This is a genomic window from Candidatus Brachybacter algidus (assembly GCF_016707225.1).
GTDB classification, from domain to species: domain Bacteria; phylum Bacteroidota; class Bacteroidia; order Chitinophagales; family Saprospiraceae; genus Parvibacillus; species Parvibacillus algidus.
Window position 1 is genome coordinate 446,027 of record NZ_JADJID010000001.1, and the last position, 12,450, is coordinate 458,476.

Sequence of the window (12,450 nt, forward strand, 5' to 3'; positions counted from 1 at the left end):
TTCTCACCTCCTCACTTTTACAAAAACACATGGGTAAAAAACTTGCATTACTATTTTCATTGATCACGCATCCTTTGCTGATGATCACTTATGCATTGGTTATTTACCTGAAGGTCAACCCATTTGCCTTTGGTGTACCGAATATTGGCTTGAAAATGCCTTTAGTACTCATGGTATTTGTGTTGACCTTTTTTTTTCCGGCATTGGTGGTCTTTTTGTTGAAGAAACTGGATTTTGTTGATTCAATTTCCTTAAACACATCAAAAGAGAGGATCATCCCTTATATTGGAACTGCAGTATTTTTTCTTTGGATGTACATCACTACGCGGAGCAACCCTGAGATTCCAACATTATTCAAATCTTTTGTATTAGGTTCGATTATTTCATTATTTCTGGTATTCTTCGTGAATAATTTTTCTAAGATCAGTGCGCATATGGCGGGTATCGGCGGTATTGTAGTATTTTGTTTTTCAATGATGTATGGGTTAGGCGGCAATACAGATATGACTTCCCTTTTAGGCAATACTTTAGGTAGTCGACCTGTGAACTTGCCATCGATCGCTATATTAGTTGGAGGTCTGGTCGCGACAAGTCGTTTGTCGCTCAAGGCTCATTCATACCAGGAGATCATAGGAGGATTAATAGTAGGAGTTTTGGGGCAGATCATTGCGATGAGGTCGTATTTTTTAAGAAATTAGAACTCAGATGTCAGAAATCAGAAGTCAGAGATATAAACAGCTATAATTTATTCGAATTCATGGTTTGTAACTTCGATTTGTTACATCATTTATAATTTATAATTAAAAATTAACAATTAACACATAACTTCGCATTTCCTTATTTTACACCTATATGGCAGAGAAAGTAAAAACTATTGAGATTAAAAACAGGAAAGCTTCCTTCGAGTTTTACCTGTTGCAACGCTATGAAGCGGGAATGATACTTCGCGGCACAGAGATCAAAGCCATCCGTGAGGGTGCTGCCAACCTTTCCGATGCATTTTGTTATATGAGAGGAGGAGAGATATTTGTGAAGAATTTATTCATTTCTGAATATTCTCAAGGGTCCTATTACAATCACGATGCACGTCGTGAACGTAAACTTTTATTGAATAAAATAGAGATCAAGAAGATCGATCGTAAATTAACTGAAAAAGGATTTACACTTATCCCTGTGCGATTATTCATCAGTGAGAGAGGTTTCGCTAAGTTGGAAATTGCTTTGGCACAGGGTAAAAAATTATATGATAAGCGCGCCACGATTAAGGAGAAGGACAACAGGAGAGAAATGGATCGTATTAAAACCATAAAATAATGTTGTTATCCCTCATCGTTCCCGTTTATAATGAGGAAAAAAATTTAAGTCTCTTTTTTGAGAGGAGTCGTAAGGTTTTAGAGTCTCTATTAATTCCATTTGAAATTATCTTTATCAATGATGGTAGCAAAGATGGGTCTTTAACATTGATGAAATCTTTTTCTAAAAACTACGATAGCATACGGTTTATTGATCTAAGTAGAAATTTTGGGCATCAGATCGCAGTCAGTGCAGGTTTGGATTATGCCAAAGGGGATATAGTTTGCATCATAGATGCTGACCTGCAAGATCCACCTGAACTGATTCGTGTCATGCTAGACAAGATGATGTCTGGATATGAAGTGGTTTATGCCAAGAGAAAAACCCGCCAGGGAGAATCAATTTTCAAGACATGGACGGCCAAAATTTTTTATAGAATACTTTCCCGATTGACGACGATAGAGATCCCTTTGGATAGTGGTGATTTCAGATTGTTTGATAAAAAAGTATTGGATGTGATCCGTCAGATGCCTGAGAAAAATAAGTTTCTACGTGGGCAGATCGCCTGGGCCGGCTTCGAACAAACATATGTTGAATATGACAGAGAAGCAAGACATGCAGGTGAAACAGGTTATGATTTTCGAAAAATGTTGCGTCTTGCGCTTGATGGAATTACTTCTTTTTCTAATGCACCATTGAAGTTGGTGACCTATTTTGGAGTCATAGTGAGTGTATTTGCCTTCTTTGCCACACTATTTGTGCTTTACAGTATTTATGTCATAAAAAGCTTCGTTCCCGGTTGGGGATCCCTATTAATCAGCATTTTATTCATTGGCGGTGTCCAAATGATCGCCATAGGCATTATCGGTGAATATCTGAGTCGTATGAATCAGAACTTGTTGAATAGGCCGTTGTATGTGGTAAGGGAGAAGAATTAATTGAAAATTGGTAATTGAAAGACGAAATCTCATCATCGCTTGAATTTTAAAATTTCTGGGCATAATGAACTGCATTCAGAAGAAAGAATTATTGTACCACTTTATTGCAGTAATTTATTACCGATTACCGTTATCTACGATCTAATCTCTAGTCAAATAATTCCTCGCCGTATCATTCAGCGCACCGATTATAGACATCAATTCTATATACTCATTAGCAATTTTGTCATCTAGTTTGAGTCCTTGCAATCTAAGTTTGATTACAGATATTTCCATATCCATTATTTCCAAAGGTGTGATTTGATCTTTGAGTGATTCGTTTTTTAGCAATTTGAGTATAAGATTATTGTCAAACATTTTCTGCCATTGGTCCTTTGCATCTATTAGTTGTAAGATCTTCGTGCGTTGAAGCATGATATCAGCTTTATACTTTTCTCTCGTGAGCTGTGCATCATTTTTATCCTCATACAATTTTATTGCAGCTTCACTTCTTCTCAGATTATTGTTGGCTCCAATGGGGACGTTTACGCCGAATCTGAATGTAAGGTCATTGCTGGGATTAAATTTTGTTTTTGCCTCTTCTGAAACAACTACCGGGCTATATCCTGCCTGAAAAAAACTGAATATTTGTTTGTTTCTACTTTTTTGATAGTTTAGCTCAGCCATAGATAATTGAGCTTTGTATTTTGTATAAATAACTTCAGGAGATAAAACTACGTTGCTTGTATCCACTGTCAAAATTATGGTGCGTATTTCATCTGAACTAATAAAATGATCAAAATCTACAAATATAGAATCGCTTACATTTAAAAATCCTTTTATTCTCTCATGTTCTTCGTTGACAATATTGGAGTATTCAAATAAGCTGCTTAACAGATCGTTTTTATCATATTCAACATCTACGACATCTTTGAATTTTATATCTAATCCCTGATCAAGCATTTCATTTAATAATGCTGATTTCTTAACCAAAAATGGTTGAAGTTTTGACTTTTCCTTTATAAATATCTCTGCATAATAAAGCTTAACAATGCTTTGATATCTTTCGAAGATGGCTTCTTGCATGAACATGTGATCATTGCTTTTATAAAGATCGGCCTGTGCAGGTTTTAATGCGCGTTGGTATTTTCGCTCTCTAAGACTATTGGGTGAAATTTTAATAGCATAGTAATCTTCATTCCTAAGATATCCATCGAGTTGATTTGGAGTAGCATTGCCATTTATTCCGAGTCTTATTTCTGCCTCCCGTATCAATGGAAGGCTAAAATTTTGCTGATTTATGAATTCGGTGGTGCGTTGATTTACTAATAATTTGCTATCCGCATCAGCAGTATGAATAATACTTTCAATATGAATGCCCTGTGCCGGCACTGAAGTAGATAAATAGAAAATAATTATTATAAAAATAAAATATTTCATTGTCGTTTTAATGCATTTGTATCATCACCTTTTCCCCAATTAGAAAGCCATTTTCTGGAGGTAGATTTATGTAGATCTCTCTTCCCCAGGCTTTTATTTCTGCATATTTTCGCAAACGAAAAGGCAATTCTACAAGCTTATGACTAACACCAACCAATTGAGCACGAGCGGTCACATTAGGTCTGGTAGTAGAAATTAACTGCAGTGTATCGCCCAGATTATATGCTATATTTATTGATTCATGGATAAATCCGGTGATCTTGTTTGGTTCTTTGGGGTTGATTTTTATTAAGTCCTTGAAATCTGTCATCACCTCGTTCTCTGATGCATATACACCCTCTATAAAACCATCATAAGGGGCAAGTAGGACTAATTTGTTACTTTCATCATCGATGAAACGCAGCGCATTGAGCATCTCCTGTGTTCTGGAACCTGAGATATTTATGTTATTTATCTTTTCTGTTCTGAAAAGATTTAGTTGTGCTTTGGTTTGTAATTTAATTTGTTCGATATCATCCTGTAAGCCCTTAATCTCCTGATGCTTGAGACTATTGTTTGATGTTTCTTTATCAGAGATTGCTTTTTTTAAAGTATTTTGAACTTCAATCTCGTTTTGAAGGATTTTTATTTCGCCTTCTATTTCTGTGATTTGGGCCTGCTGCGTTTGTTCGAAAAGCCTGATTTCCCTATTGAGTGAATTATTTTTGGCTAATTGTTCCACCTTAATCTGATTTGAAGCAGTATTCTCTGTTAGTTTTCTTTTTGCTATTGTAGCATCTTCGAAGATCATAAGCGTATCGCCAGTTATGACTTGTTGGCCAACGATAACATAACATTTTTTGACTCGAGCTCTGTAGTCCAATTTTAACATTAGCCCTTCTGTATCAGCAATACCAAATAGCTGACCAGCACTTTGGGTTTGTAGATTTCGGAAGATTAATATGAAAGCAACAAGTGCGATAACCCAGAAAATGTATAAGATATTTACTTTCATATTATAGCAATAGATGGGGTGGTTTGCTCTTATTAATTATTGGTTGTAAAGTCTGAATTTTGTTTGTAAAATCTTCTTACTGAAATTCCTTTTTTTTCGAAACTTTCAAGAAGCATTTTATATTTGGCATCATCTTTAAGAACAACAATATAATCGATCTCCAAAAATGGCGTAGCATCCAACTTATTGTTGTCATTTTTCAAACCGTCCGTTGACCATTTTTTTGCGTATTCCTCTATTATTTGTTCTGCGATTTTAATTTTTAAGGGTTCGTCATTGGTCCTTATTTTTAATTCCCAGATGACATGATTACCCAAAGTGAAAGGAGTAAAACGCAACATAAATGCGACCAGGCAAAACCCTACAGATCCTATAACAGCTGGTATGAAAACAAATGAACCACATGAAATGCCTGCGCTTACTGAGGCGAAGATGAATATAACATCTCTTGGATCCCTAAATGTACTCCTGAATTGGATGATCGTCAATGCACCTAATAAACCAACACCTGCAGATATACTATTATTAGTTGATTGAACTACAGTAGCAGAGATCAGGGCGCTAAGAATAAGTGCCTGGATAAAATTAGTGGTTTTAATATTGTTGGGTGTGGTGTTGGCATAGGTAGCTGCTATCAATACAGATAGAAGGAATGCTAACAAATATGTAAACACTACCATTTCAAAGGTAGGATTTTCAATATTAGAGTATAACGAAAGGAATTCTTGCATAAAATCGGTTGTAATGTATAACCTTTTTATGCTTTTTTAAAAAATATTGACTACTTCTTCTTTCTTTTCTTAGAATCCCTTAATTCCTTCTCTTTTTTCAATTTTTCGGTAACTGCCATTTGCTTTTTATAATAATAGTTCGCTAGCTCTTCAAATTGAATAGGTTTGTCATTTAACTTTCTGTGGTAAGCCGTGATGACACAGTCAATCATGTCGTCAAAGTTGTAGATCTTGCATTTTTGAAACCATGCTGTGAGGCGGCTTCCCTCCTGAATAGACCATCTGGCATTTATATATTTTCCAAAAGAAAAATGGGTTTTAGTGCGCGCATCTTCTTCGGAATAAGCTTGAAACCGTTTCTTTGCACCTTCCTCCATGATCTTGTCCAATTCCATCAAAGCATCGTTCAAATCCTTCGGAATATATTTTCCATCTATCCTGGTAAGCTTGGTCCGACGCTCATATTCTTTGATCTGAGCTGAATCTACCGGAATATTAGATACGACCTGTGAGAATCAAAAGTTGTTGCTAAAATAGCACATAGGCAGAATGCCAAAATAAATCTGTTCATTGTTTTCATGGTTGTCAAGATAACGATGTAAACATATAATAAATTTTGTGGTATTCAGGATGGTTTTCGATTCAGTCGCTTAAATTTATTCATAATCTGATTCTCAAACTCTATCTTTATTTTATAATCAAAATAACAAATGAAAAGTCATAAGGGAATGTTCAGCAGAATGGCCAATTCCAAACGGATAAACGGAAGAACAGAAACGGACACCGGTTTTGGTAATAATGGTTCGGCTATGGGCGATAGAATGATATTGCCCAATGGGAAGCCAAATATCACTGTTGAAGGACGCAGGCACACTTTTGATGGGTATTATCACAGCCTTTTGGAGATATCTGGAATGAAATTTATAGGGGTACTTTTATTGACTATTTTCATTTTGAATATCTTTTTTGCTTTTATCTATTATTTGGTTGGAACCCATCAGATCGCCGGAGCTGTAGGAGTTACCTCAGCAGAAAGATTCGAGGACGCTATCTTTTTCAGCATTCAGACGTTTAGTGGTCTGGGTTATGGTAGGCTCAATCCGATGACTATCACAGCAGGGTGGATATCATCTATTGAAGCCATTGTTGGTTTTATGAGTATTGCTTTATTCACCGGATTATTATTTACAAAGTTTTCTATGCCAATAGCCAATCTGGCATTTGCCAAAAAAGCATTGGTTGCACCATACAAGGATGGAAGGGGATTGATGGTAAGAATTTGTCCTAATAAAGGCAATTTCTTCATAGATCCGGAAGTGGCATTTACTTTAATGATGCCTCAACAAGAAGAAAATGGTAGTATGGCATTAAAATTTTATACACTCAAGGTTGAAATGTCCAAAGTGAGTATGTTGTCAACTAATTGGACTATTGTTCATCACATCGATGAAACAAGCCCCCTTTTCAGTTTAACAAAAGAAGATTTTGAAAATCTTCATGGGGAAGTGATTCTCAATTTTAAGGCGTTTGATCACCTTTATTCTAATCAAGTAGTGACCAGAATCTCATATACATTTGATCAAATCGTCTACGGAGCAAAGTTTGATATGATGTACAAAAGATCAGATGATGGAAAGCGGACGATTTTGATGCTGGATAAATTGAGTGATTTTGAAAGGGTAAAAGTATGATAGTATAATAGTTAACCAGTATGGAAGTATGGAAGTATAGAAGTATTTTCAAAGATGGGCTGTAGGGATAGGTCGAGACCTGTCCACACAGTCCATCTTTGAAAATACGGAATAGATGAAGAATATTATAGTAGATAGTGTTATAGTTTTATCTTAAATATCATGATGGTAGGGAAAAGGCTTGCCCTTGTCCGCAATACTTGGCAAAGTATGCCAATATAAGTATCATATTTTATTACTGTATATGATTAACACTATATAACAAAGTGGTAGCAAGATAACAAGGCTGTGGCTTTCCCTTGTCCGTAATTAAAATTAGAAAGTAAAAATTAGAAATCATAAGCTGGCCCAAAAAAGTACAGAGGCGACGGGAGAAATTCATTGGTAGTGTATCGCAAATACATAGAATTAAAAAAATAGATAAAACTACGATTCAGTTTAAATATATGATAATTAGTAAGATATATAGTTATATTCAAAATATATAAATTTTATATCATTGATAATCAATATTATAGCCAAATTGAAACTTGACTTCTCAACTCCAATACTAATCTACTCTAATACTATCAAACTGGTTAACTCTAATAACTCTAATACTGATCCACTCTAATACTATCTTACTATTCTAAAAACTTGCTTACATTTGAAAAATGAATTTTAATATATTTTGATGAGATATCTGGGTTCCATTGCTACTTCGCTTATTTTGATTTCCCTAATTTTTTTATTGAATAAAAAATGGGGTGCGACACCACCTCTGGGCAAATTACTGAGTCCTACACACGGTTATCTGGAAGATCCGGAACTGTGTTCTATGCCGGATAAAATGACGATAGACCTATTCGGGCTTAGTAAAAAAGTACAAGTATATTTTGACGAAAGAATGGTTCCACACGTTTTTGCAGAAAGCGACAATGATGCTTTTTATGTTCAAGGCTATCTTCATGCTAAGGATCGACTCTGGCAGATGGAGTTCCAAACACATTTTGCAGCAGGTCGCATCAGTGAAATAGTCGGAGCCAAGGCAATGCCGTTGGATAAAGCAAATAGGCGATTGGGCATCACCTACAGTGCAGAGATTGGTCTAAGAGAGATGGAGAAGGATACAACTTCTATTAATGCTATGGATGCATATACTGCTGGTGTTAATGCCTATATAAATTCACTTTCAGAAAAGGATTACCCTATAGAATATAAGTTGCTGGATTACAAACCTGAGGCATGGTCTAATCTAAAAACATCTTTATTGACCAAATATATGGCCAAGGATCTTGCTGCTTATGACGATGATTTTGAAAAGACAGCTGTCCTCGCCACCATGGGAAAAGAAGTGTTTGACCTCATGTATCCGAATAGAGAAGATTCATTAGATCCTATTATACCCAAAGATCTAAGGCCACCATTTTCCAAAGGATTTCCTATTAGCAAAATGGATACAACCTCAGCATATTTTCATCCTGATATGCCTGATCCAATTGTGACTGACAAGCCTGATAAGGATAATGGAAGTAATAACTGGGCACTGGATGGGACTAAAACAGCTACCGGAAAACCAATCTTGTGCAATGATCCGCATCTCAAGCTAGGTCTTCCTTCCATTTGGTATGAGATTCAGTTGACTACCCCGACCAATTCATGTTATGGAGTTTCATTGCCCGGTTCACCCGGTATAGTGATTGGTTTTAACCAGGATATTGCATTTGGTTCTACAAATGCTATGCGCGATGTCCTTGACTATTACAAAATAACTTATAAGGATAGATCTCATGATCAATATCTATACAATGGCAAGTATGTCCCAACTACTAAAAGAGTTGAAAAGTTTATCATTAAAGGTGCTAATACCCAGATAGATACAGTAGTTTACACCCATTTTGGACCAGTCATCTATGATGATAATTGGAGAGGTTTTCGTGGTGGAAAACCCAGAGCAAATCAATCTACTTACTATGCAGTTCGTTGGAAGGCGCATGATGCATCCAATGATCTGCTTCCTTTTCTTCGCCTGATGAAAGCTAAAAATTATGATGATTACAGGGATGCGATTGCTTCTTTTTCTTGCCCTGGACAAAACTTGATATTTGCTTCAAAATCGGGAGATATTGCCATCACCCAACAAGGAACATTTCCTGCTAAATGGAAATATCAAGGCGAGTTTTTAATGGATGGCAAGGACAGCACTTATGAGTGGCAAGGTATGATTCCCGCCGAACAAATGTTGACAATGAAAAACCCAAAGAGAGGTTTCGTTAGCAGTGCCAATCAACTTCCGACCGATCCAATTGGATATCCGTACTATTTAGGTGGTGATTATATATATGAGCGGGGGTACCGGATCAACAGTATATTGAGAGGGTTGCGTAAAGCCACGGTGCAGGATATGATGAACCTCCAAAACGATAATTTTAATACGAGAGCACATCAAATTCTCCCGTTGATATTTGAGACATTGGACAGTATGTCCCTATCAGGAGAAGAAAAAGAGTGGCTTAAATTATTGAAAAACTGGGATAAACTCAATGATGCTGAATCTGAAGGAGCTACTATTTATCAGACACTCATGGACTCATTGGAATACAATATCTGGGGGGATGAGCTTAAAAAGTCAGTTATAGGACTTATGCCGGAGCATAACACCATAGTGCAGGACCTTATGAAAAATAAGAATTTTAAATGTGTGGATAATATTTTTACACCTCAGAAAGAAACATTTGCGGATCAATTAAAGACAAGCTTTGTTTCTATTTTGCCTGCACTAAATCAAATGAAAAAGGAAAATAAATTGAAATGGGGTCTGCACAAAGGAACATGCATTCCTCATTTGATCGATGTGAAACAGAACATGACGTCGCTGAGCAGGCTTGAACTCAATGTAGGCGGTGGAGAAGGTATCGTAAATGCAACTAAGAAAAGCCATGGCCCGTCCTGGAAAATGATCATATCTCTGACTGATACCATCGAAGCTTACGGTGTATACCCTGGCGGCCAATCCGGTCATCCCGGCAGTCCTTATTATGATACAGGAGTAAGTACCTGGGCTGCGGGTGAGTATTTTAAACTATGGTTTATGCGAGCAGATGAGGCTGCGAGCAAGAGGATACTTAGGGCGATAACGTTTGAACCGTAAGTTGCGGTTATCGTTATTGGCTATTGGCTACCAGCTATTAGCTATTGGCTGATAGCTCCATTGTGGAAATAAGATGACTATTCTTCATAGTGAATATAGAAATTTTAGAATAGATAGAACTCTTCTTATAATATTGGACTTTTCGATTACTGATTACTGATTACTGATTACTGATTACTGATGATAAGCTTGAGTTTTTTAATAAATAATTGCAACTTTGCAAGTAAACCAACTGCTTCGAACAATTCATGGATGATACACTATTATTGAAAGAAAAATGGGACAGCCTCCGATCGGAGCAACCGGGTCTAAGGATCAGGTCAGCTGCTTCCATCATAGGTGTATCTGAACTGGAATTACTAATCACTCAACTGGGAAGAGAAGTTACTATTTTGAGACCTGAGTTTAATGAAATATTAATACGTGCAGTTGGTCTGGGTTATGTCATGGCACTGACTCGCAATGATGACTGCGTAATGGAGCGAAAGGGATATTATGCAAATGGTATTCTTGACAAAGCGCTTGTAGGAGTTTTTGTAGGGGAGGCGATCGACCTTCGGATATTTTTTAATCACTGGGCATATGCTTTTGCCTCGATGGAGCAGACAGAAGATAGATTGAAATGCAGTCTTCAGTTTTTCAGCAAGGAAGGAGAGGCCATGCACAAGATTTTTCTGAATGATAAAAGCAATGTGGAGCATTTTCACTTGCTGGTGGATGAATTCAAGTCACCATCTCAGCAATGGGAAGGGATAATCGCTCCAAAACCTGAAAAGGAAGCTGAAATTAGCGATGCGCTTATTGATGTGGAAGGATTCCGACATGAATGGATATCCTTACGTGATACGCATGAATTCTTCCCAATGATTTATAAATACAATCTGACCAGAACTCAGGCGCTTAGGTTGGCTCCAGTCGGAGGTTATGCTGTCAGAGTAGAAGAAAAAACACTCCGAAACGTATTGAAAGATGCCGTCAAAACACAGCTTCCAATCATGATTTTTGTGGCAAATAAAGGCGCATTGCAGATTTTTACGGGGCGGATTAATAGCTTGGTGGATCATAATGAATGGTTGAATGTGCTGGATCCGGAGTTTAATCTGCATCTGATAGAAAGTTCAATCGATCAGTGTTGGATTGTGAGAAAACCGACATTGGATGGCTTTGTCACTTCAGTAGAATGTTTTAACAGCCATGGTGAACAAATACTTCAGGTCTTTGGGAAGAGAAAGCCGGGAGTAGAGGAATTGCAGGAGTGGCGGAAGTTGGTGGAGGTTTATGGGTAAATAGATACGAAATTAGAAATTAGAAATTAGAAATTAGAATGAAGCTCCGATGTATGTGAGCAGCAAATGAAATAAATTAGATAAATTAATAAGATTATAAATTAATTCAACTAATTAATTATCAACAAATAAGCTTGAGTAAATAATTTATAAAATGAAGCAAAATCCTTTTTTCAAATTTCTGGCATTCTTCGCGATCACCTTTGTGCTCACATCGCTCTTTACCTATGTCGGACCGTGGTGGCTCATCATTATCGCTCCTTTGCTTCTAGGCTTCTTCTTTAAGATCACCCAATTTCACGCATTTTTGATGGGTGCTTTTAGTATTATTATTTATTGGGGTTTTCTGGTTATAATTTTATCAAGTAAAGTGGGAAGTTCCATCCTGGAAAGAGTTGCTTATTTACTTCCAATTAATGGGTCTAAAGTTGGGTTGATCATCATCACACTTTTGATAGGTGGATTGCTTGGCGGTCTGGCGGCATTGAACGGTGCTTTTTGGAGAAAGAGTATGAGGTTGGTGTATAAGTGAGGTTAAGGGGTGAGAAGGTGAGGAGGTGAGGAGGTGAGAATTTGAGGGTCGAACTGTTTATGTTGGAAAGCGAGAATTTCAAAATGGTTACTGTAGGGACAGGTCGCGACATGTCCTTACAGTAACCATTTTGAAATTTTATTTTAAGGCGACCCTATCCTGTAGGTATTGTACTTATCGCAAATTTAAGTGAGACCAAAAAATATTTTGGTATTACTCAATTCGCGAAAAGCTTTCGCAATTCGCTTGAGGGAGGCGACCTTTCAGGCCTTTTTGTTATTTTGTTATTGGATTTTTTTCCCTAACTAAAGTCATGGGCTATTGAACGCGAAGACTGAAAAGTCATTATAATTTTTTTCTTTTCCAGAATAATTATTGATTATGTAATTTTGAATACGTTCCCTGACTAATTATTTTGATTACTGATTACTGATTA

At 36.7% G+C, this 12,450-nt stretch carries 11 protein-coding genes; 7 read left to right on the top strand and 4 right to left on the bottom strand.

Translation table 11 applies throughout. The annotated features are described in order from the left end of the window. Positions 1-29 precede the first annotated feature (29 nt). The 3 genes from IPI15_RS01830 (at position 30) to IPI15_RS01840 (ending at position 2,231) form a co-directional block, all read left to right on the top strand. Positions 30-698, top strand: coding sequence for a hypothetical protein (locus IPI15_RS01830; protein WP_287419000.1), 669 nt, complete (start codon positions 30-32; stop codon positions 696-698). A gap of 154 nt (positions 699-852) precedes the next feature. Next, positions 853-1,314 (top strand): SsrA-binding protein SmpB, encoded by a 462-nt coding sequence (smpB, locus tag IPI15_RS01835; protein WP_287402858.1) that lies wholly within the window; start codon positions 853-855, stop codon positions 1,312-1,314. Continuing rightward, positions 1,314-2,231 (top strand): glycosyltransferase family 2 protein, encoded by a 918-nt coding sequence (locus IPI15_RS01840; protein WP_287419002.1) that lies wholly within the window; start codon positions 1,314-1,316, stop codon positions 2,229-2,231. Before smpB ends, IPI15_RS01840 begins: the two co-directional genes overlap by 1 nt. Positions 2,232-2,372: 141 nt before the next feature. Here IPI15_RS01840 and IPI15_RS01845 read toward each other — a convergent pair whose 3' ends face one another. The 4 genes from IPI15_RS01845 to IPI15_RS01860 are packed head-to-tail and all read right to left on the bottom strand — an operon-like array spanning position 2,373 to position 5,785. Next, complete coding sequence (locus tag IPI15_RS01845) at positions 2,373-3,650, bottom strand: hypothetical protein (protein ID WP_287419003.1); 1,278 nt, start codon at positions 3,648-3,650, stop codon at positions 2,373-2,375. Between the two features lie 7 nt (positions 3,651-3,657). Continuing rightward, on the bottom strand, positions 3,658-4,644 hold the full coding sequence (locus IPI15_RS01850) for an HlyD family secretion protein (protein ID WP_287419005.1): 987 nt from the start codon (positions 4,642-4,644) through the stop codon (positions 3,658-3,660). Between the two features lie 32 nt (positions 4,645-4,676). Next, positions 4,677-5,375, bottom strand: coding sequence for a DUF4956 domain-containing protein (locus IPI15_RS01855; protein WP_287402864.1), 699 nt, complete (start codon positions 5,373-5,375; stop codon positions 4,677-4,679). Between the two features lie 50 nt (positions 5,376-5,425). After that, entirely contained in the window at positions 5,426-5,785 is a 360-nt protein-coding gene (locus tag IPI15_RS01860; protein WP_287419006.1) for a DUF6794 domain-containing protein, read from the bottom strand. A 300-nt stretch (positions 5,786-6,085) separates the two neighbouring features. Between IPI15_RS01860 and IPI15_RS01865 the strand changes: the two genes are divergently transcribed. From IPI15_RS01865 to IPI15_RS01880, 4 genes are all read left to right on the top strand, one after another. Continuing rightward, positions 6,086-7,066, top strand: coding sequence for an ion channel (locus IPI15_RS01865; protein ID WP_287419008.1), 981 nt, complete (start codon positions 6,086-6,088; stop codon positions 7,064-7,066). Between the two features lie 730 nt (positions 7,067-7,796). Further along, positions 7,797-10,196 carry a penicillin acylase family protein gene (locus IPI15_RS01870; RefSeq protein ID WP_287419010.1) on the top strand — a complete coding sequence of 800 codons (2,400 nt, stop codon included), beginning with the start codon at positions 7,797-7,799 and terminating at the stop codon, positions 10,194-10,196. 248 nt (positions 10,197-10,444) lie between these two features. Next, positions 10,445-11,482, top strand: coding sequence for a hemin-degrading factor (locus IPI15_RS01875; RefSeq protein WP_287402871.1), 1,038 nt, complete (start codon positions 10,445-10,447; stop codon positions 11,480-11,482). A gap of 154 nt (positions 11,483-11,636) precedes the next feature. Next, positions 11,637-12,014: a hypothetical protein gene (locus IPI15_RS01880; protein ID WP_287402873.1), complete on the top strand. Its 378-nt coding sequence runs from the start codon at positions 11,637-11,639 to the stop codon at positions 12,012-12,014. Positions 12,015-12,450 lie beyond the last annotated feature (436 nt).